Raw genomic sequence first — 23068 nt, 5'->3', positions numbered from 1 at the left:
GCGCCTAGATGTCATCATCAGGTCAGCTTTACAATGATCTTAGGGTGAGTCAAGCTTTGATCATACAGCTTGGCCTTGCGAACCTGGAACTGGTACACAGTGGATTGCTTAAGTAAAAGGTCGTTGCCTGAAGCGGCTGCAATATTGACGTGGTAATCTCCGGAAGCCAACACGTTTTCGATCTCGAATACAATTTCATGGCGTCCCTTGGTGAAGGTGTCCTTGTCCGAATTGATCTTGTTCGAGGTGGCTAGGGCCACCCTGCCCTGCTGGTCAATCAGGTTAATAGCAAAGACTCCACGAGGTATATCCCGGTCGCACTCGAACACGATTCTTATAGTGAAGTTCTGGTTTATATCGAGCAGCTGGGTGTTTCTCCCGTTGACCATGACCCGAACATCGACCATCCGGATGCCGTTGCCATGCTCCAGACGGACCGCCTCATTGTCTTTCTGCACTGCCTTCTGCTGCTGCTCAAGGAAGTAGTCGGAATACGCGCTGGCCACGTCATCCGGCATGCCGAATTTGGAAATGACCCCATCTTGTATCAGCATGGCCTTGTTGCAGAACTTGCGGACATCGCTCATAGAGTGGGTGACCAGGATTATGGTTTTCCTCTCACGCTTAGCTTCGAAGAAATAATCCTGACATTTCTTTTGGAAAGCCTCGTCTCCTACAGCCAGCACCTCATCCAAAACAAGAATGTCGCCCTGTGATTTGATTGCCACGGAGAAAGCGAGTCGCACCTGCATGCCGCTGGAGTAGTTCTTCAGCTTCTGCTCCATGAAGTCACCCAACTCGGCAAAGCTGACAATATCATCATACATATCGTCAATCTCTTCCCGGGTAAATCCTAGCATAGCCCCATTCAGGTATACATTCTCCCTGCCCGTAAGTTCAGGATTGAATCCCACGCCCAGCTCGATGAAGGGCACCAATTTCCCATTGACCTGGACCTTGCCGCTATTTGGAGAATAGATTCGGGAGATGATCTTCAGGAGTGTGGACTTGCCTGAACCATTCTTACCTACAATGCCGAAGAAGTCGCCTTTTTTTATCTCGAAGGAAATGTCCTTGAGCACGTGCTGAATGGTATATCCGTTCTGACGACGAATCGTGTTGAAGACGACACCTTTAAGGCTGTTGGTCTTCTCATAGGGCAGTTTGAAGTCTTTGGACACATGGGAAACCCTCAGCGCCACGTCCTCAGGCAGGCTGTCGGTTTTATTCGAAAACTTCATTTATACCAGCTCCGCGAAGTATTTGGATTTAACAGTGAAGAACCTCAGGCCCAGCAGGAAGATCAGTAGAGAAAAAACGACAGGCCAACAGGCGATGAAAAAATTGCTCTCCCATTCCCACAATGTGGGGTTAGCAGGGGAAATCAACACATGTCGGGCATCCTGAACAATCTGGGCCATAGGATTGAGCAAGAGGTCCAACTTGGCGAAAATAGGACCATAGTTGCCGGCCTTAGAGGAAATCATACTGATCGGATAGATGATCGGCGTGGCATAAAAACCGGCCTGAGTCACGACCTCCCAGATGGGGTTCAGGTCGCGCAAATTAACATAAAGCGCGCTAAGAAAGAAAGCGATACCCAAAGCCAAGAGATACAATTCAAACACTATTGGCACAATAAGTAGGTTAGACCATGATGGCTTGACACCGTTGATCAGAGCGAAGATGATGACAACTATGAAGTTGAACCCAAAATTGATCAGGGCGCTCATCGATGACGCCACAACAACCACATACTTGGAGAAGTAAATCTTACGCAGAAGGTCTCCATGCCCTACAATCGAGAGCATGCCTCCGGTCGTTGTTTCATTGAAGAGGTTCCATAATATGATGCCGAGCAAAAGAGCCACAGCAAAGTGCGGAACATCCGCTCCGAATCGCATGAAACGCACAAAGACCACATACATAATGGCAAAGAGCATCAGGGGCTTGAGAACCGACCACAGGTACCCCAAGACAGATTCTTGATACCGCAACTTGAAATCCGTGGAAACCATAGCTTTAAGCAACAGCCGATTCTTTTTGTTGAAAATTTCTGTAATCTTCAATTTATCTCCCCAGTGATTCCTGGCCACGGAATCCGCACCTTCGAAACAAGTTTTGATTCGTCAGGCTTGATTCGCATGTTTGTTGAAGATGATCTTGTTGTTGGCAACATCCAACAGGTGCTGTCCGTATGGAGACTTGCCGTACCTTTGGCCTGCTTCGACCAATTCTTCACGGGTGATCCAGCCATTCTCATAGGCCACCTCCTCTACGACAGCAATGGGCAGACCTTGGGCCTTTTGAACGGTCCTGACGAACTCGCCAGCCTCGTAGAGGGAATCCATCGTCCCTGTGTCCAGCCATGCATAGCCACGCCCCAGTGTCTGAACACATAGGGATCCGTCTTGAAGATAAAGGCGATTCAAATCAGTGATTTCCAACTCGCCACGTGCTGAAGGCCTAACCTGCTTAGCGAACTCAGTAACCCTCTCATCATAGAAGTATAGTCCAGTGACCGCATAGTTGCTGACCGGATGCTCAGGCTTCTCCTCAATGCAGACGACCTTGTTGTCATTATCGAACTCGACCACGCCGTACCGCTGCGGATCTTCCACGTAATAGCCGAATACCGTCGCCCCGTGCTGGTTGCCGGCTGCGCTCCTCAGAGTGCGGCCAAGGCCGTTCCCATAGAAGATGTTGTCGCCAAGGACCAAGGCGCAAGGTTTACCGTCGATGAAATCCTCACCCAAAATGAATGCCTGGGCCAGACCATCCGGGCTGGGCTGGACCTTGTAGGAGAGATTGATGCCGTACCGGCTCCCATCACCCAAGAGACGCTGGAAATTACCGATATCCATCGGAGTCGAGATAATCAATATCTCGTTGATGCCCGCCATCATGAGGACGCTCAGAGGGTAATAGATCATAGGCTTGTCATACACCGGAAGCAGTTGCTTGGAAGTGACCGTAGTCAGCGGATACAGCCGGGTGCCCGAACCGCCTGCAAGAATGATGCCTCTCATCACGTGACGCCTTTCTTATGATCCATGCACTAATGACTGCACACATCTGTGTCAAACCGAAAACAGCTTACTGCCAACCAACTGCAGGAATCGATGAACTGCGAAAAATCTCTGCCGTTCCCCCGCATACGGTCAGCGGGGAGCAAAAACTTGACGCAGTCGGACAGTGCCGCGATCTCTGGGCTTGGTTCCAAAAGCCTTGATCTCATTCAGAAAGAGAATGTGGTAAGTTGGCCCCAGAAAGGCCAGACCAGCAGCAACTACGTAGAGGTCCCCAGAAGGCACTGGCTTCACTTGCCACCGTTGCCATTAGCCTGATCGAAGACGCAGTTTGCGGTTTCATCCCAGCAGGAACCATGGGCCTAGAATTGGTCGGATGTAAGTAGAATACATTGCCCGCAAATTCGAGCGAAGGAAGATGGCAGCACACGCATCTTTGGTGAAGGCCATTCTGCCTAATCAAGTTATTATGAGAATTCACCACCAGGTCTGACAATCCCATCATCATCTTGACGAAATCGTGTTCCTTGCCACTCACCCAGCTGATCCGAAGTATGCAGTGGCGGAATCTGTTCAAAACCATACTATTTTTGGTTTGTGATGTTCTCTATGCTGTTCCTCGATGGCATAATCGTCGAAGACATCTGTCACCTTGCCAGGCTTATCCGACTCCATGCCCTAGATTTCCGTGCACACTGCTGACTATGGTTCGTTCCAGCCCTTCCAACGACAAAAGAGTCCCAGGCATTGACAATAGCATACATACCTGCCGTAGCCGGTCACCACCACCATTCACCATGATCTGAAGCAGGGCTTCGAGTTTTAGACCTAGACCTGTATGGGCTGATTCGCATCAGCTTCGTTCAGTTCGCATTGGTCAAGGCAAGGGCTATTTGAGCTGAGAGTCGGCAAGGCTGAAAAAGAGATAGGTCTCCTCTCGTTCCAGGGACCAATAGGGATGCACTGGCTTGTACCTCCGGATTGGAAAGATGTTGTCCGCACTTCTTGGCACCTAAATGCCTTGAAGGTAAGGCAGGCAGGCAAATGATAAAGACCTGGCCGAACCTTTGCCCAAGCAAAAAATACATCCGAGCGCCTAGAATTCTCCGCTGCCCATGGAGCTTGTATCATAGGAGCATGGATGACCCGGATAACGCCGAGGCAGCGTTCAAACTGATGCTGTTCTGAATTACGTGGAAATCTTTATCATCTTGTTCTGCTGTCAGCACTGCTCGAACCATCCATGGCTGCTGCCGTGTGCTTGCAGAGTAGAATAAGAAATCCCGGAATAATATTTTTTGCCGGCCATCTCTTCTTTTCCAAAATCGCAGGATGCAGTCACCATTCAGGCATTTTCTCGAGAATCGGGAATCGCTCTTTTTAAGAGCAAGCAGATATCAGTTGGAATAGAAGATAACCTCCCAATCCAATCAGCGATGCTGTTCACGATCTTGGTCCTGTGTCGGTGATTATTCCTACTAAGGATGGCTATGACAATATCGAGCGGTGCATGGATTCGCTTATCGGGAAGACCCAGTACGCGAACTATGAGGTGCTCATCGTTGATAACGGCAGCAGGAACCCTGCCATGAAGAATCTGTATGCCAGATACAAGGAGCGCCTGGGCGACAGGTTCAGGGTGCTCGAGCTCGACATTCCCTTCAACTTCTCCCGCATCAACAACCTGGCCGCCAAGGAGGCCAGGGGGGAATACCTTCTCTTCCTGAACGACGACACTCAGGTCATCAGCCCACTCTGGATGACGCGCATGGTCTCCTTCGCCCAGCTGCAACGGATAGGAGTTGTTGGAGCCAAGCTCTATTACCCGGTCAACACCATTCAGCATGCTGGCATTGTTCTGGGGCTTGGAGGCGTGGCCGGGCATATCATGGTCGGCACGCCACGGACCCACCTTGGCTATTTCGGCAGACTCATCGAGAACGTCAACTACTACGCCGTGCAAAGAGTTGATTCGGATCGAATTCTGAGAAGGGCCTGATCGCGCATTGAACTGCGCAGATATTACATTCGCTAAGAGCAGATCAGGGAGGAGCACTTTTGATGAGTCAGCAAGAGAAATGGAGCAAGCTCCGCCCACTCGTATAAACTCGATCCGGCGAACGACATGGAATGGAAATATTCCTTTAGCTCTTGGCATTACACAGGAGCTGGTCCGCTGACTTTATGCGCTTTATACATAACAGGAACCCGATTAGACGGACTGGAAACCATAAAAGGATAAGTTTTCTGAACCTCGACCATAAAAACAGAGCGGCTACGTTGAAGCCAGCCCAGGAATTAATGGTCATTGGAATGGCAAACAGTGCGCCAGGAGCATGCCGATATATGACCAGACCACAAAAATTGCAGCAACCTTTTTCAGCAGTTTGGGATTGTCAAAACGTATCCCAAAATTAGGCATGATCAAAACCAGCACCGCGTATATCGGAATATAATACCTGCTCTGAAGCCCTCCAATATATTTTCCTAAAGAATGAGAACCCCATGAAGATTCCAAACCTGCTCCAGTAAGGGCAAAAAATGCCAATACAATCAACACCGTTATCGCTATGCCAATTCGACCGCCATGGTGCATACCTGCACATCCTTTGATGATCATCAGGCAACAAATGATAAGCACGGGAACCATGACTCCAGCTGGCAAAAGTGCATCCGGCCCGATACCCGTGAACAATTGAACGTTACGTTCGATATCGTGACTGTCCCCCGTGGTATTGATAGGTTGGATGAATGATACGATCAAGCTCCGGATCATCAGTAATGGATGCTGAAAAATCCTTTTTTTGGCCAAGTTGAATCCATGCTGATCAATTATTGCACTGGGTGGTATTCGCGAAGTCAAAGACATCCAGGTCAATAAGGCAAAAATTGTGCATGCAGTAGATAATGCTGCAGCCGACCACATAGTTTTAGCCTTGTCCTTGCCTTTTCTGGAAAGAGGCAACAACCAAACCAGCAGTACCAAAACAGCACAGGTGATCTTAATGAAGCCCAGCAGTATCGACATACAGCACAGAACTGTTAAAGAGCGCTGTTTCAGCGGTCCGGTTTGTTGGAGTAGATGAACCACATAGGCTACAAATACAATGCTGAAAGCGTTCGTAACCGCGTCGGCCGTAGGCCAACAGATTGAGGTAAACACAATCGGCAAAAGTCCGATGCCCAGGAAAGCGGGGTAATAGAGACCTGAGATACGGACCCCTACAGCTATGGTCAAAGCGCATATTATCAATGTGAACAGGGCTGCCAAACGCTGATGCCCACATCCGAGCACCCCTGGAAAATATACTAATGGCGAATTGATCGCTGTATTGTTGAAAACCTGAAAGACACCGTTTGAATCCAGGCCGCCATACCCACCACTGCCATCCGGATTCGGTTGGGCAAGAAAATGACCGTTGACTATTTGAAGTACTCGATGCCAGTGATCTTGATAATCAGGCCATGAACGCCGCTTATCAAATGCAATCATCAATATGCCGGAAGGAAGCGTTACCAATAGATAAAACAAGGCCGGGCAACCTAACCATCGTCTGAATCTACGCCAGTATTCCCTCATCAGAGCAATAAAAGCTGTGAAGTTGTTTGCCTGTTCCGTGATACTCTCCTCGTAAGTACAGCATACGTGGTTCTTCCAGATCAGTAATAAATGTATTAGTGTCAGCTTATCAGACCAAATCAATCCGAAAGAACATGACAAGACAGTACTCTGAGCTACTTTGGAACAGTATCTGACTGATTTCACCTCAGTATCGGATAGCCCTATTCCTAACCTGATTATTTTTCAAGCTGCAGCCAGCATCATCGTATTTGTATATGATTCCAGCGTGCATACTTCGGATTGCCTGATTCCCATTTGAAATCAGTTCTACATCAATATGAGCATTGTACTTATCGGTGGCGGCTCCACGAATTGTTCTGCAGAGATATGCACTTAATACTCAGAATAGGATCCCCACATCAGTATGGCATACTGAGGTAACGACAACCATAAACTAAGTACAGGTGTCGGCGTTGATCCCGCAACGAGAGAGCTCCTAGCATTTGCCGACAATTGTGACATCTCGAAGGTCTCAATATCAAACAGCTCTTGACGGCACTTATACCGACAAGAGTCTTGAAGAGGCAACTGACCCCTTGAAACATTCTACATCCAGAATATTCACGAAATCGGTGATCTACCATATTGCATGGAGAAGGTCCCTAGCATATATGCTGTTGCTTTGTTACTGGTTACCAACACCAGAGTCGATCACATATAGGGGGGGGGGTAACTCTTCGAGGACAATTTCACCGATGGCATGTAAAACTTTATCCTCTCAGAGTACGTTGGCATTTTATCCTGAAAGAGCCATTACCCAATCAGGGGTGGGGATTTGGCGACGAAGGACTGCCCTTACACCGTGAACAATCAGCAGCCGACGATCATCCTTTTATACAGTATCGCCAAGTAGACAGTCAGCAAATTGCACGATTAATCCTTCCTCAACGTATGACCTGTGTAATTTTGTGCTTTACCTGCTGGATCAAGCACGTTCATAATCTTTTGACCACGAACGTGCACCAAGGCTTTTTAATTGACTTCCACCTCATAAAGATTCAGATGATTCCTTGTCTCTATCCTGCGCAAGAACCTATGACCGTCCACGAATTCAGTAAGATCACGACTAGTCAGCACATGCGTTGCACCAATTTTATGCAGATCCTTCACGGGAATGCTAACAAGCATCCTGTCAGGCGCTACCAACTTGAATGCAGGGCGTCCCGTATTAGTGAAGTCTATATCGACATAAGCATATCGGTTATAAACCCTTTCGCTTGTATGTTGCGGATCGATAATGTGCCATCTCTTTAGTTGCGGATAGATATTCACAGAATTGACGGTAGGAATACCATTAGCAATCAATGCCTGCCCATGAATAGAATCATCTGTTATGAATACCGTCGGTCGTCCTTCGTCTGAATTATGAATTCGAGAGACCTCTTTCAATGCCATGTCGACAACCTGGCCCTCGTGAATACTCTGGGAACCTTGCTGCATAGGATTAACGCAGAATCCTGCAAGAGCCACAATCAAAATCGATGAGAGAAACAGCCGGCTTGCGTATCCGCGTCCAGAAATCCATTCGAAAACAGCAAGTAGCATGATAGTCAGTAACGACATTAAAAAGATCAAGTATATCTTGCGCGGTGAGCAGGCTGACAACAATACCGTCACGCCAATCAGCAGGGCTGCTGAGACGACGGCCAAAGCGGCATTACGTAAAAGACGTGCTTTAACTGTACGATTCCCAGAAGCAACCAGCAGCACTTCGTCATTCCCGTCGTTATGCAGCAAGGACAAAGACCTAAACAAAAGAATCAAATCAATGAACCCCAAAGCAAATTTGATTCTGCCTGTAGTCGTCCGTCCCATCAAGCTGATGCGGCAAAGCCAATCAGGGAAGCCGAACAATCCATAAACCATGAAAATCAAATCACAAACAAACAAAAGTATAATTAAACCGTCACGTTTTTTTAAGAGAGCCCGAATACCTAGTATCTGCCCAATTGGAAACAGAGAAAAGAACATAGCTCGTTCTGGAGCATTAGGAACAACTTGATGCTCTTCCAACGGCATAAATAAATTCGCAATATAATCCATCAGATATTGAAGTAGTCCTTCTCCATGGCTAATACGCGATCCTGGATAAACAGTGGAGCTCTCCATCAAAATTGCCTGCCGGGATGTATAGATAACCATCAGGATGCAAACCATTAGAGCTACAAATGCCAGGGTTATAGGAACGATCATAGACAGCGGTGAACGATTCGGGAGCCGCACATCGCGATGACGGCAAATAATGAGCCAGATGACAAGCAATCCGTAAATATATGCCAATGGAATCTGCAAAGGTGGGTACAAGACCAGCAAAAAACCGCCGAGGCAATATATGGCGGCTATCGCCAGAAGCCATATATGGAGCCTTGAACTGGCACGGAGATATTCTCTGAAAAGAAGGACTGCTGCTTGACCAAATATCAGCACTTCGGCTGTGCCATTGACGGCAAACCACCATTGAACTATCGGCGCCAAACCTATGAGAACTCCATAGGCCGCTGCAAGTTGACGATTATCCTTGGTCAGCCATCTGCCGAATTCATAGGAAACAAGCAGAAGGATGACTAACCGCGCACACCAGAAGAAAGCTAGACCTCTATCGCTGCCAAATAGCATAAAGCCCCATAAAAATGGTCGAAAGAAGGTGGCCAATGCCCATGCCGGTTGTGCATAGACCATGGTCGTATCGATCGCGCTGGCCTCAGGTATGGACGATACTCGTGAATACCCTGAATACGCTTGCGAAAAAGCCAGCGGAGTAAACACTGACCATTCATCAGAACGAATTGACCTAGGAATGCCAAACAAAGTACCGTTATAAGGCTCACCGCCAATATAGTTGGATATGAATGCCAGCGAAGATCCACTGATGCGCAAGAGCGTAAATGCAATGATTACTGAACACCCGATACACCAGCGGTAAGCATGCAGAACGTGCAGAAAACGACGCGCGTGAAAATTGAGTATATACAGGGCAACAACGGCTATCGCCATCAAAACCACGAAACGCAGAGCATGTAGGGGTTGACCATGGTCGAAAAGGAGCCCTAAAGGCATGCGTGTACGATCTTCGTGCGCAACTTCTAGAAACATTTCCAAATAGGCTGCAGCGAGCACAGCGATAAAGACCACGCCAATCCGGTGAACCAGCCCACCAACCCTGAATGCCGATAACCGCGAGCTCATAGGTTTCTTCTCCTTTAAAAAAGCGTTCAAGAGCATGGAAAAGTCTCAATAGCCTTAACTTGAAAGCTCCGTTGACCGTAGACCACTCTCAAAGAGAGCATCTGCCTCCAAAGTTACCAAAACCGTGCAACTTTTATGCCAAGTAGCTAGCTGTTACTTGCTGATAGGAAACCTGCACCTCTTACCCCGGGGCACTGCACCTATCCTGCTTTACACTGCATATGCTGCGGAGCAATAACAAAAGGATCAACGAGCCGATACAGGTACTTTTGCCTTCTTCTTAGAGAGCCGACAAAGACAGACTTCAAACTCCAACGCAAAGACCCTGGAAGGACGTCGCCTGTTCGGTCTGAAAACTGCTCTATCGTTTGCCATCGTATGCATACGCCTGCTTCCTAAAAATCAGCAGCGATCCCGCCTAGCCAACCATGTGGTTGTGCCGAATAAGCCCCTGACTTCTTTTCAGGGGCAATTACCAGGGACATGTGGAATGGTAGAAAGTCGTTCTACAGGCTCTTTCTATACAGTCCCAATTTACCTATAGTTCAGCTAACGGGCAGCCGCTGTTCGAACGTAACTGTGGTCAGTGGATACAAAGTGAGCATCCGAGCTACAGGCGAAGATCATGCATTTTATCTGTATCCTTTTTTCTCAAACAACTGTACGACTTGTACTCGTGGAAGGGGACGTCTCTCTATGTGAGTCGCCTTCAAAGCATCAATGCTGAACACCAGTCAACCGCCTAACGTAATTCACCAGTTCCTTTTGCCAATCCTTGGGACTGTAGCCAACTGATTCAATTTTGTCCAAATTTAAGGCGCTATGAATCGGCCTAGGCGACACGGGATTCCCTGAATCGGAATAATATGTTGCTGTGCTCACTGGTTGCACAGCATTCCCATTACCGTTGGCCAGATCGAAGACGGCTCTGGCAATATCAGCCCACGACTGGATTTGGCCGGCCCCTGTGAGATTATATGTTCCATAAGGAGCCTGACAATCCAAGAGATGAAATATCGCTTCTGCCATATCCTCAGTAAAGGTCAGACGGCCAAATTGATCGTTCACAACCGTAACATGATCCAATACATCAGAAGGATCGGCAACACGGTTGGACAGTCCGATCATGGATCGTACGAAATTATGACCCTGCCCTATAACCCAGCTGGAGCGAAGAATATAATGTCGGGGTGCATTAGCTACAGCGATGTCACCAGCAGCCTTGGTCTGGCCATACACGCCTAATGGCGTCAGTGCCTCATTCTCATCATGCATATCCGCTTGGCCATCAAAAACATAGTCGCTGGAAATATGAATCAGCGTGATATTGTGTGCGGCCGCAACTTTTGCCAGTAAAGCTGGCCCCTGAGCATTTGCCTTCCAAGCGGATTTTCGTCCTTGTTCACTTTCTGCCTTATCAACAGCGGTAAAAGCTCCCGCATTGATAATGGTTCCATACAGATCCCAGTTATAACGTTTATAGGCTTGGGCATCTGAGAAGTCGAAATCATCGATATCAGTGAAATCAAAACCCTGAAGATGATGATCTTCGACGTATTTGCGCACTGCTTGACCCAGTTGCCCATGAGCTCCTGTCACCAAAGTACGCCGCGGTGCCATGGCAATGGCGTCACCAAGCATGGGATGCCGCAAATCAGCCTCGCTCCGTTCACTTTCCTCCAATGGAATCGGCCAAGCAATATTGAGATCAGGATCAGCTAAGTTGACGAATGTATAATTCTTCTTCTGCTCGGCAGACCAATGAGCGTTAACCAGATAGGTGTATACGGTTCCGTCTGCCAAAGCTTGGAAGCTGTTGCCAACCCCTCGAGGAACATAAATTGCCTTCGACGGATCGAGCCTGGTTGTATACACCTGTCCGTACGTATCTCCCTGGCGCAGATCCACCCAGGCGCCAAATATCTCACCAGAAGCAACGGAAATATACTTGTCCCAAGGCTCTGCATGAATTCCCCTGGTCACTCCACGCTTGGCGTTGAAGCTAATATTGTTCTGAACCGGGCCAAAATCCGGCAGACCCAGCTGCAGCATTTTCGCCCGCTGCCAGTTCTCTTTGAACCAGCCACGATTATCACCATGCACTGAAAGGTCAAAAACCAGCAACCCCGGGATGTTGGTCCGCTCTACACGCAGTTTTTTTTCAAATTCCAAAGACATTGGAAACCCATTAAGCCTTTCTTGCCGCTCAGAATCGGCATTTCCCTGCGAATTAAAAAGTTGACAAGCTGAGTAAACCATCCATGCTTACTGAGCTCGTTTGCTCACTCTACTATCAGTGTCCCTGTCGCTTGTACCTGGCTTCTGTTGCAGCTTTTGCTGGTTCCCACCATTCTCGGTGATTTTCATACCAAGCGATAGTCTGTCTCAGCCCATCCTCAAAATCGGTATGTTCAGGCCTCCACCCGAGCTCGGTGCGCAGCTTCGTGGAATCGATGGCATATCTCCGGTCGTGGCCAGGCCGGTCTTTGACATGGTCAAAGGCATTTTCTGGCTTGCCCATAACGCGAAGGATATCCTGCAGAACTGTGACATTGTCACGCTCTCCATCAGCGCCGATCAGATACGTCTGCCCCATCCTTCCCTTAGTCAGAATGGTCCACACAGCTGAAGAATGATCCTCTGTATGAATCCAGTCCCTCACGTTGCGGCCATCGCCATACAACTTGGGACGGGCACCCTCCAATATGTTGGTGATCTGACGCGGGATGAACTTTTCCACGTGCTGATATGGACCGTAATTGTTTGAGCAATTGGACAAGGTCACACGTAACCCAAATGTGCGATACCAGGCCCTGACAAGCAGATCAGAAGCAGCTTTGGTCGACGAATAGGGCGATGACGGGCGATAGGGAGAATCCTCAGTGAATCTGGCGGGATCATCCAAGGCGAGATCGCCGTATACCTCATCCGTGCTTATATGATGATAGCGGATGTCATACTTACGGGCAGCTTCCAGCAGACGGTATGTGCCAACGACATTCGTCCTGACAAACGGCTCGGGGTTAGCGATGGAGTTGTCGTTGTGGGATTCAGCAGCATAATGCACAATCGCATCATGTCCAGGAACAATTCGATCCAGCAACGCTGCATCACAGACATTTCCATGGACGAAATCGACTCTGTCCTCAGGCAAACCTTTAATATTATTAATGTTCCCAGCATATGTCAGCGCATCCAGAACGGTAATATGCACGTCAGGATGATGGTCCACCACATAATGCACAAAATTAGAACCAATGAATCCGCACCCACCGGTCACGATGATATTTCGCGGAACAAACGTAGTAGTCATAACCGTCATAGTACTTCAAGGGGATGAATGACCGGCGCTTGTCCCTATCCTGCCTTGTACCCGAATGTCGGTAAACTCTATATTATGACGATTCCGACAAAACATGCTGCCTCGGTAGCTGTACTTCTCCCATGCTTCAATGAACAGCCTACCGTCGGCAAAGTGATTGACGATTTTCGGACAGCGCTCCCTTCGGCGACCATTTATGTCTATGACAACAATTCCACAGACGACACAGCACGAATCGCTGCCCAGGAAGGCGCAGTAGTCAAAAAAGAACCACGTCAGGGCAAAGGCAACGTCATCCGTGCCATGTTCGAAGATATCGATGCTGATGTTTATATCATGGCCGATGGCGACGACACATATCCTGCGGAAGCGGCTCCGGCCATGGTCGATAAAATCCTCGAAGGTTATGACATGGTCATCGGAGATCGTCTAAGCTCGACGTATTTCCAAGAGAACAAGCGGCCTTTCCACAACATTGGAAACAGGATGGTTCGTGGAGCAATCAATGGGCTTTTCCACGCTAATATCACCGACGTAATGACAGGCTACCGCGCATTCTCATTCACCTATGTCAAGACCTACCCGATTCAGTCCGAAGGCTTCGAAGTCGAAACGGAAATGACCATTCACAGCTTAGATAAGAACATCCGCCTCTACGAGATGCCTATACAATATCGTGATAGACCTGCCGGATCAGTGAGCAAACTGGACACAGTAGGCGACGGCATCAAAGTGCTATCCACTATTTTCCGCATGATCCGCGAATATAAGCCGCTGCCATTCTTCGGCGGTTTAGGAACCGTCATTGGTCTGATCGGCTTTGGTTTCCTTTGCTCGGTCATGATAGAGTTCTGGCACACTGGTCTGGTGTCCCGCATCCCCACACTGATCGGATCTGTATTGCTCATACTCGCGGGTCTGCTGATGTTCATTACCGGGATCATTCTCGATGTGATTGCTAAGAATGATCGGAAACGCTTCATAGAGAACAATAACCTCTTTGCATGCTTGCGGCGGCACTTTGGATGAGTAATTGTGGGATTATGCGCTCCTACAAAGAAATTTGCTTATTGTTGCTCTACCGGGTGAACTTCCAACGCTGGGCTCCTGTGGAGTTGCTTGCATACAGCTGCAGATGGTTTTCGTTGGTGATTCGCCCTGATGGAATATCTATGAGTTTATCGATGCTTAAAGCTGAAATAATGCTATAGACACCATCGGATTCCCGTCTGATGATCCACTTCTGGGCATCTGTGCCGTTGGCGCGATATTGTTGGATTCTTGAGCCATTGCTCGAAGCTGCTCCAGCCACATCAAGCACCTTCCCAGAACGTTCATTCACAATAGTGCGATATCCTGATACGTCCTGGGTCACGGACCACCACTGGGCACCAGTGCCGTTGTCAGAATATAACTGTACTGTCGCTCCATCTTCATAAGAGCCTCCAGACACGTCAATGACATACGAGCCATTGATCTTCGAACGTATGCGATAGCGTCCGTCCGGCAAATCATTCCGATGCGACCAAGCAAGACGATCAGGTTCAGTCATCTCTTTTGTAAGTTTCCATTGCTGAGCTTTCGAACCGTTTTGAGTGTATATTTGCAATCCTTTTCCAGCTATGGCCAGACCTGAAGGAACATCCAAAGCCTTATTCGAAGCACTGCCTATAAAACCAAACGATTGTCCACCGAAATCTCTGATCATCCACCGCTGAGCCTGCGTGCCATTGCCAGCATACTGCTGAACTTTCGCACCGTTGCTATTGCGGCCACCCTGCACTTCTACCTGTTTACCGCTTGCAGCGTTGATGATGGTATAAACACCGTTGCCCACCTGTGTGAAAGCATAAAGCTGTGCATCGGTGCCATTCCAGCCATACAGCTGCAGACCAACGTCATTGTTGTGGGACGCACCCGGCACATCAAGGACAAGATCGGCACCTGCCCTCGATTCCAGCATGTAGTGCGATGAGGCATCCACTGGAGTCGTGGACGCCAGTTGGAAACGCTGATAATCACTACCATCAGGCGAAGAGAGAATGACGGCCGAACCATCTGCAAAGGAACCAGCAGTCACATTAAGCACCCAATTGCCCAGTGCAGACTGCAAATAGTAGGCATTGCCAGCTTCGCGCAAATACCAGCGCTGCGCAGCAGTACCATTGAAGTCATATTGCCATACAGTGGCTCCGTTATGAGCTTGGCCACTGGAAACATCCAGCACCTTGCCGGAATTCACATTGGCAATTATGTAGCTGCCATCACCCTGCCGCTTGAATTCAAACTGTTGGGCTTTAGTGTTGTTATAGGAATATATCTGCAAGGGAATTCCTCGGCTGAGACCGCCGCCGGCTATATCGATACTTGAGGCATCACGCTTGTGCAGATTGATGTAGTACTTCCCATCAGGCAGATTGACGGACTCCAGACGATTCATATCAATGGAGGCCTCTGGAGTCAGTACTCCGCATGCATTTAGATCTACAGCTCCGACGATACCTGAAATTCGTCCATTGTCAGCGTACTGCCAGCATCGACGATTTGCAGGAAAAGCGAATCCTGTTCGGGAACCATAACTGGCGACCCAGTTAGTCCTTTGACGAATTCGCACGCTGTTAAGCGCTGTATTCAAATAGCTGGTATACGAATATACGGAGAGCCGGGAAAAACCTGCTGCCTGTAATTGTTCATACCAAGCATCGACAATGCTGTCATAGGCTGCTGGGCTAGTAGGCGGCACATGACCTTTCCAGGCCCAGTGTTCAAGATCATAATATATCGGCATGCCCAAGTCAGAAGGCTTTACCCCTGCCTGTCGAAGCAGATCTGCAGTACTTTCACCTTCTTGCCTGGCGGTAGCGGCATCATAGGCATATGAATACAGGTAAAGGCCGAAAGGTATACCCAACCTTTTGCATTCGTTGATGTTACGACGAGCCTTCTTATCGAGACCATTTCCCCATCCGTACCCTAAGCGGATGATGGCCGCCTGGACTCCGGCGCCTCGAGCAGCATTCCAGTCGATATCATGCTGCCATTGGGAAACATCAATGACTCCTTTGGCCTGCTGTGCGAACAGGGTGCCGTCGGCCTCGAAAAAAGCCTGTGAACCTCCGTATGTTCCCCAATGAGCGCCATAGCCATTGTTTTGTAATGACAAAACGCCGATCCGGGCAGATTCAGGCATGCCCACAGAAGGAGCTATTGATGACCTCTCAAAAGATGCAGACGTATGGTTATCATGCTCAAGCCCCTCTCTAACCTCGCTTACCTTGTGGGGAATGAACCCTGTTCCGCCTGTTCGGTAGAGAGGATCAGCCGGATGAGCATTGGTACCGATGATTTTCGGATCACCGACTACCTCGCCTGTAACGATATTCTTGACTTCTCCATCTGTTGTTACTGCAAAATTCTTGGACACCATGGTCGCATTGTCCGGAATGTTATCAGCAACCGATCCCGCCGACTGACTGTCGTTCATTCCAGATACACCATTGTTGCCTGAATATCCATACTCAACACTCTGTTGATGAACGGTATCGTTTAATCCCTGAAAGGCGGAAGAAGTCGGCGCAAGAATCATTCCAAACATAAGGAACAATGCACACCATCTAGACATCATTTACATAGCCTCCCAAACCAATGGACCAATTGTCACTAAATGTCCCTTATCGAACATAGTGCATGCGCGACACCATAGATGCGAACGCCCAAATCAAACTACACTTTGTCCGCTACCTCAATCTCGACCACACTTCATCAATGACAGGCGAATCTGTATAACGCCCAGTCATCGTGAGCGTCCGGTGGCGCATCATATTCCTGCACTTTATGCATAGCACCCGAGTGTATATAATCATTTATCAGACGCTTATTGTGGAAAGGATTGTACTGAGCCCTATAGGTAAACATCTGCAGACTAGGTGCCTGCGGCCCCAAATCCAGGAAATATTTGGGATCAGACCTGGCTGATTGATGACTATGGCTGGTATAAGAAGGGTCTACTGGGCATACAGTTTCCAGAAGCTGCTTATCGTCTCCTGAAGCAAACGCCCTTTCTGCATCTGCAAAAACTTTGCCGTTTTTGGTATCCATAGGGTTATATACCGGATATAGCATATTCAGCCCGTAGAGGGTCATGCCATACATGGAACCATTCAGGGGATCAGCAATGATCACTCCACGTGTGCCAACAGCCGCACGAACACGTGTCAAAACAACATATTTGTCATAGGTGAGCTGCTCATTCCAAACTGTCTGCCAATCGGCATTACTTCTCGCGACATCCGCTTGCAGAACCTTAACATCATTGCTCATGTTAGCCAATATCAGTAAAAGGACGAGCATTGAGCAAGTCACCGTGCGCAATAACTCGATAAAACCTTGAATTCTATGTAGTTTGTTGGAACTTGGCTCGATGCCAATTCGATGATGGTGAGAATTGACCGCTTGAACAATTAGTCGTGGGCCGTGGGAATCTATTGACAGAAGCAGGCAACGGCACCCGAAGACAAGAAGCGGAATCGTTGCCAGGGGTATCATTGTTAGTGGTCTGGTTTCACCTCGATACCAAGCCGCAGTAATGATGTTAGCCAATGGTCCGGATAGGGCAGCGCTGCATACGAAAATGACGCCAGTCAGCACATATGAGCAGACCAGAGCTAACCCATCCTTGAGCCTGTCTCCCGACCACAGCAATGCAGCAATGACTGCCAGCGCTACGCATAATGACATCACCCAGCCGCTAACGCCTGGCAAATAGTTGGTTATAACTATGCACAAGGATTCGCCTATACTACGCGTGGGGCGAAAAGTATGGAACCAGGTTGAGGGTTGGGAGAAGTTCTTGCCATGATCACGGTGAGATACATACCAGTAAAAGGCAATTCCAGCGAAACCCACTGCGCAAAGCATAGATAACACCAATTGCCAATTTGATTTGAATAATATAAAGAATCCCATAAGTACCAGATAAGTAAAAGCTATACGTGGATGAGCAAGCAGCACGACGAGCCAAAGCATGAGATTCATTACAAGCCAGTAGGTTATGTTATGTAATGAACGATTGGATACCGTTCTTGCCGCATCGATCAGCTGCCATCCCGCATACAATAAAAACGGCAGTAGCGACATAGCTAAACCATAGGAGAACAAAGGCCCGGCATTGAAAAGCCAGTAGGGATGAGCGGCTGAAGAGACTGATAAGCCAGGGATGAGTAGGGCCAATATGGCTTTATATCTGATTCTCAGATCTTTGAAGAAGCAGGAGCACCATAGCAGCATCCCGATGGGGAATACCAGACCTGAAGTAACGATCCAAACCAAGTTGACCGCTGCGAATAGCCCCATTTGAATTCCAAGTGATCCACTCAACTGGATCAATCCATAAACGATGAGATGAAATAGCGGAGGGTAAAAGCCATCGTTGGGATTAAGTCGCATCGCTGCAGAGAGCCCATCATTGAGCAGCTTTCTGACGAAATAATAATGAGAAGGTGCATCAATAGCATGTATAGGATGAGTCCATACTGCAGAATCTCTCGGAAACCAAGCAAGCACTATTAGCAGAGCGACAAGCGTGCCGCAAAAACAAGCCATAGGCATCGCCCAAGAACGGAATGCGGCAAGGACCTGCGGATGCTTTACATCACTGCAAGAAGAGCAAACTGGTCTATCCTCTTCAGAGGAATCAGCCGCACTAGTAGCAGATATTCGTTGGAACTCCTGCCGGTCATCCGTACACGGATCCATCCCGCGATCCTTCATCTTGTATCGTTGACGTATTCAAACTGGTATGAGCTTACACCTCATTCATAAAAGGCTGACCTGAATCAGGGCAGCTTGCTCTGCAGACAAGACCAAGGGGTCCTTCAACGAGACCTCGGAGTTGAAACGTAAACCTGCAAGACTCATGACGAATTCATCATTGGTCTGCCGAGCCCTAACCTTTACCAAGCAACCAGGTATTATATTGTGATCGCTAAGAGCACGAAGTATTCGCGGATCCTCGTCGCTGACTCGTTGCACCCTTACCGTCGCCCCGTCAGCCACATCCGAGAGAGGTCTGACGGTTGTAGGTATGGGTGGTAAGTCCCCCTCAGCCGATGGTATGGCATCACCATGTGGATCCGCAGTAGGGTGTCCAAGATAATCGTCGATACGGTCCACCATCTTGTCGGAGACAGCGTGCTCGAGGCTGTCCGCCTCCTCATGCACCTCATCCCAGCCATAGCCGAGGACCTGCACCAGGAAGGTCTCCAGCAGTCTATGGCGCCGAACCATGGTGACCGCATAGCGACGACCGGTCTCAGTCAGCTCGACCTTGCCGTAAGGCCTGTGGGTGACCAGACCGGCATCGACCAGACGGCCCAGCGCACCTGAGACCGTCGACTGTTTCATACCTGTCCTATCAGCAACCGCAGTGGGTTGGACAGGGCCCTGGTCCCATTCCTGAAGATCCCAGATGACCTTGAGGTAATCCTGGGCGCTGGAGGACAATTCGGCAATTCCCATGTTCCACAGTGTATAGCACAGCCTTATGGCACGACCCGCAGGTAACCCTGCGGACATATTTCGACATTGTCACAGATCACCCCTGGTATTCTTCATCAAGCGCCACTAGACTTCGAAGGGTCGAAGTCTATAGCCGGCCACACGACCGCCACGGTCCAGAATCAAGGAAGGTGACATGCCGAACACCCAGACCCGACCCGCCTCAGGGTCCGCCAGTCCAGCCGGATCCGAAACAAGGACTCCGCCATCCAGTCGGCAGCACCAATCCCACTCCATCGTCGAGACGGCCAACGGGCGCTCCCTGCAGGAGATCAACGCCACGGTGAAAGTGCCCAAATCCACCACCTCTTTCTGGAAGAACCTGGCAGCCTTCTCCGGCCCGGGCGCTCTGGTGGCAGTCGGCTACATGGATCCGGGCAACTGGATCACCTCCATCGGCGGCGGCGCCCAGTACGGCTACCTGCTCATGAGCGTCATCCTCATCTCCAGCCTGATCGCCATGATGCTCCAGTACATGTCGGCCAAGCTGGGGATCGTGACCGGTCTAGACCTTGCCCAGGCCACACGCCAGCACAGCAGTCGCCGGCTCAGCTTCGCTCTCTGGATCTGCACGGAGCTGGCAGTGATGGCCACTGACATCGCCGAGGTGATCGGCGGGGCCATCGCTCTGAAGCTGCTCTTCGGCATTCCGCTAATCCTAGGGGTGACGCTGACTGTCCTGGATGTGCTCATCCTCCTGTTGCTGACCAAGATTGGTTTCCGGCGCATCGAAGCCATCGTGGCCACCCTGATTCTGGTCATCATGGCGGTCTTCCTTTACGAGGTCTTCCTGGCCAGGCCGGATCTGCCGGCGGTCTTCCGCGGCTTCATTCCCGACAAGGCCATCCTGGGCAACGGCCAGCTGACCATGGCTCTAGGCATTGTGGGTGCCACGGTCATGCCTCACAACCTTTACCTGCACTCATCCATCGTCCAGACCCGTGCCTTCGACCGTAGCGACGACCGTCAGGTTGCCAACGCGGTCCGGTTCGCCACCTGGGATTCCAACATCCAGCTGTCCGCCGCCTTCGTGGTCAACTGCCTACTGCTGATGCTGGGTGCGGCCATGTTCTTTGGACACGGCGAAGGGCTGGACACTTTCACCGCTCTCTACAAGGCACTTGGCGACAAGACCATCGCCGGGCCGGTGGCATCCGGCCTCCTCTCCACCCTCTTCGCTGTAGCCCTGCTGGCCTCAGGTCAGAACTCGACTATCACCGGCACCCTGACCGGGCAGATCGTCATGGAAGGCTTCATCCGCATGAGGATCCCTCTCTGGCTGCGCAGGCTGGTCACCCGTGTGATCTCCATCATCCCCGTGCTGATCTGCACCATCGCCTTCGGCGGCAAGGAGTCCGCCCTGGATAGCTTGCTGGTCTACTCCCAGGTCTTCCTGTGCGTGGCCCTGCCCATATCCATGATTCCCCTGGTCTGGTTCACCTCCTCCAAGAAGATCATGGGCAAGTACGCCAACCCTCGATGGATGGCCTTCCTCGCCTGGATCATCGTGGCTGTCCTGACCGGGCTCAACATCCAGTTGGTCATCCAGGATGTGGGAGAACTCATACAGATGCTCTGACAGGAGTGCTCCGACATGAGCCGCCGCCATTTGGCGCAGCCGACGGCTTTCCTGCAGGTGACTGCTACAGGTTCATCTCTCTATGGCGGCCCATAGGCATCTTGCTTGATTGGTGACATATCCGACTCTCATCCCGCGCGCATATCCAACAGTTCCATCCTCTCTCAGATACGGTAGAAGCAGCGGGGCTTTATGAGGAGTCCTGCTATCAGCGATTGAGCGGTTAACCAGGAGCAGGGCCGTAGACCTGGCCCGCATGGGACTGTCGATCGCAAGCATCATGGAAGTAAGAGGAATCGAGCAGATATGAACGACAAACTCACCACCAGCGAAGGGCAGCCCTGGGCAGACAACAACCATAGCCAGACGGCGGGCACCCGCGGACCCATCCTCATGCAGGACTACCAGCTTCTTGAAAAGCTGGCCCACTTCAACCGCGAACGCATACCGGAGCGCGTGGTCCACGCCAAGGGGGCCGGAGCCAAGGGAAGCTTTACCCTGACCAAGGACATGAGCGCTTACACCAAGGCAGACCTATTCAATGGAGCTGGCAAGACCACGCCCATCCTCCTGCGCTTCTCCCAGGTGGCCGGCGAATCGGGCTACCCCGACACCTTGAGGGACGTGCGCGGCTTCGCTCTGCGCTTCTACACCCAGGAAGGCAATTACGACATAGTAGGCAACAACACTCCGGTCTTCTTCGTCAATGATCCCCTGAAGTTCCCCGACTTCATCCACTCGCAGAAGCGCGATCCGGCCACCCACCTGCGCAGTCAGGAGATGCAGTGGGACTTCTGGTCCCACTCCCCTGAGTCCGTCCACCAGGTCACCTATCTGATGGGAGACAGGGGCAACCCGGCCAGCTACCGGAACATGAACGGCTACGGGAGCCACACTTTCAAGTGGGTCAACACGAAAGGCGAGCAGTTCTGGGTCAAGTACCACTTCCTGAGCGAGCAGGGCGTGAAGAACATGACCGATGAGACCGCAGCCAAGATCGCCTCTGAGGACACAGACTTCCTCCTGCATGACCTCTACGATGCCATCGACCAGGGCGACTACCCCAAGTGGAAGGTCTGCGTGCAGATCCTTCCCTATCAGGAGGGCCTGGATTATAAGGACGATATCTTCGACGTGACCAAGGTGGTCTCCAAGAAGGACTATCCGCGCATTGAAATAGGCGAGTTCGTGCTGGACACCAACCCGACCAACTACTTTGATGATGTGGAGGAGGCGGCCTTCTCCCCCGCCAACTTCGTTCCCGGCATCGAGCCATCGCCCGACAAGCTGCTGCAGGGCCGCCTGTTCGGATACAAGGATGCCGAGCGATACCGTCTGGGCGCCAACTACGAACAGCTACCCGTCAACCGACCCGTCAACCAGGTCCATAACTACGAGCGCGACGGCTTCATGGCCCAGGGCCAGGACGGTTCAGTCAACTATGAGCCCAACAGCAAGGGCGGCCCTGTGGAGGACCACGATGCCCGTATGCATGGCGATGCCGTCCAGGGACAGACCGAATACTCCCGCCCCTACGACACGGACTACTATTCCGCCGCCGGCCGTCTCTACAGGCTGATGAGCCCCGAAGAGAAGGACCGCCTGATCCAGACCATCAAGAACACCCTGGGCTCCGTCGATGACCAGGAAATCCGGGTTCTAGAGACCAAGCAGTTCTACCAGGCCGACCCCGACTACGGCCGGCGTGTGTCCGAAGCCCTTGGCCTGTCCTTGGACCAGATCGAGTAGATTCCACCAATCCCGGCTCATCCCGA

The 23068-nt window shown here is 50.3% G+C and carries 14 protein-coding genes; 4 read left to right on the top strand and 10 right to left on the bottom strand.

All coding sequences use genetic code 11. The annotated features are described in order from the left end of the window. Nucleotides 1-17: 17 nt before the first annotated feature. The 3 genes from J3T95_RS07545 to rfbA are packed head-to-tail and all read right to left on the bottom strand — an operon-like array spanning nucleotide 18 to nucleotide 3029. Nucleotides 18-1241 (bottom strand): ABC transporter ATP-binding protein, encoded by a 1224-nt coding sequence (locus J3T95_RS07545; RefSeq protein WP_267450995.1) that lies wholly within the window; start codon nucleotides 1239-1241, stop codon nucleotides 18-20. Then, nucleotides 1242-2096, bottom strand: a complete 855-nt coding sequence (locus J3T95_RS07540) for an ABC transporter permease (RefSeq protein ID WP_324123855.1) — start codon at nucleotides 2094-2096, stop codon at nucleotides 1242-1244. Between the two features lie 33 nt (nucleotides 2097-2129). Next, nucleotides 2130-3029, bottom strand: a complete 900-nt coding sequence (rfbA, locus tag J3T95_RS07535; RefSeq protein ID WP_267450994.1) for a glucose-1-phosphate thymidylyltransferase RfbA — start codon at nucleotides 3027-3029, stop codon at nucleotides 2130-2132. Between the two features lie 1459 nt (nucleotides 3030-4488). On the opposite strand from rfbA, the gene J3T95_RS07530 reads away from it, so the two are divergent. Then, nucleotides 4489-5028 carry a glycosyltransferase gene (locus J3T95_RS07530; RefSeq protein WP_324123900.1) on the top strand — a complete coding sequence of 180 codons (540 nt, stop codon included), beginning with the start codon at nucleotides 4489-4491 and terminating at the stop codon, nucleotides 5026-5028. 306 nt (nucleotides 5029-5334) lie between these two features. Here the strand turns inward: J3T95_RS07530 and J3T95_RS07525 are convergent, their stop codons facing one another. From J3T95_RS07525 to rfbB, 4 genes are all read right to left on the bottom strand, one after another. Beyond that, entirely contained in the window at nucleotides 5335-6522 is a 1188-nt protein-coding gene (locus tag J3T95_RS07525; RefSeq protein WP_267450992.1) for a DUF2142 domain-containing protein, read from the bottom strand. Between the two features lie 1101 nt (nucleotides 6523-7623). Continuing rightward, nucleotides 7624-9837, bottom strand: coding sequence for a DUF7657 domain-containing protein (locus J3T95_RS07520; protein WP_267450991.1), 2214 nt, complete (start codon nucleotides 9835-9837; stop codon nucleotides 7624-7626). Nucleotides 9838-10554: 717 nt separating this feature from the next. Continuing rightward, the gene (locus J3T95_RS07515; protein WP_267450990.1) at nucleotides 10555-12015 is read right to left on the bottom strand and encodes a bifunctional dTDP-4-dehydrorhamnose 3,5-epimerase family protein/NAD(P)-dependent oxidoreductase; all 1461 of its coding nucleotides are present in this window, start codon (nucleotides 12013-12015) and stop codon (nucleotides 10555-10557) included. Between the two features lie 115 nt (nucleotides 12016-12130). After that, nucleotides 12131-13150: a dTDP-glucose 4,6-dehydratase gene (gene rfbB, locus J3T95_RS07510; RefSeq protein WP_267450989.1), complete on the bottom strand. Its 1020-nt coding sequence runs from the start codon at nucleotides 13148-13150 to the stop codon at nucleotides 12131-12133. 84 nt (nucleotides 13151-13234) lie between these two features. Between rfbB and J3T95_RS07505 the strand changes: the two genes are divergently transcribed. Beyond that, nucleotides 13235-14188 carry a glycosyltransferase family 2 protein gene (locus J3T95_RS07505; protein ID WP_267451049.1) on the top strand — a complete coding sequence of 318 codons (954 nt, stop codon included), beginning with the start codon at nucleotides 13235-13237 and terminating at the stop codon, nucleotides 14186-14188. A 49-nt stretch (nucleotides 14189-14237) separates the two neighbouring features. Here J3T95_RS07505 and J3T95_RS07500 read toward each other — a convergent pair whose 3' ends face one another. From J3T95_RS07500 to J3T95_RS07490, 3 genes are all read right to left on the bottom strand, one after another. Continuing rightward, nucleotides 14238-16754, bottom strand: coding sequence for an RICIN domain-containing protein (locus J3T95_RS07500; protein WP_267450988.1), 2517 nt, complete (start codon nucleotides 16752-16754; stop codon nucleotides 14238-14240). 167 nt (nucleotides 16755-16921) lie between these two features. Beyond that, the gene (locus J3T95_RS07495; RefSeq protein WP_267450987.1) at nucleotides 16922-18928 is read right to left on the bottom strand and encodes a DUF6541 family protein; all 2007 of its coding nucleotides are present in this window, start codon (nucleotides 18926-18928) and stop codon (nucleotides 16922-16924) included. A 45-nt stretch (nucleotides 18929-18973) separates the two neighbouring features. After that, nucleotides 18974-19675, bottom strand: coding sequence for a metal-dependent transcriptional regulator (locus J3T95_RS07490; RefSeq protein ID WP_267450986.1), 702 nt, complete (start codon nucleotides 19673-19675; stop codon nucleotides 18974-18976). A 175-nt stretch (nucleotides 19676-19850) separates the two neighbouring features. On the opposite strand from J3T95_RS07490, the gene J3T95_RS07485 reads away from it, so the two are divergent. Further along, the gene (locus tag J3T95_RS07485; protein WP_267450985.1) at nucleotides 19851-21293 is read left to right on the top strand and encodes an Nramp family divalent metal transporter; all 1443 of its coding nucleotides are present in this window, start codon (nucleotides 19851-19853) and stop codon (nucleotides 21291-21293) included. Nucleotides 21294-21599: 306 nt separating this feature from the next. After that, nucleotides 21600-23042: a catalase gene (locus tag J3T95_RS07480; RefSeq protein ID WP_267450984.1), complete on the top strand. Its 1443-nt coding sequence runs from the start codon at nucleotides 21600-21602 to the stop codon at nucleotides 23040-23042. Nucleotides 23043-23068 lie beyond the last annotated feature (26 nt).

Origin of the sequence: Bifidobacterium sp. B4079, assembly GCF_026537385.1 — a bacterium.
In the GTDB taxonomy this organism is placed as follows: domain Bacteria; phylum Actinomycetota; class Actinomycetes; order Actinomycetales; family Bifidobacteriaceae; genus Bombiscardovia; species Bombiscardovia asteroides_I.
The sequence above is the reverse complement of the archived record's forward strand: the minus strand, read 5'-3'. Positions and strand labels throughout refer to the sequence as shown.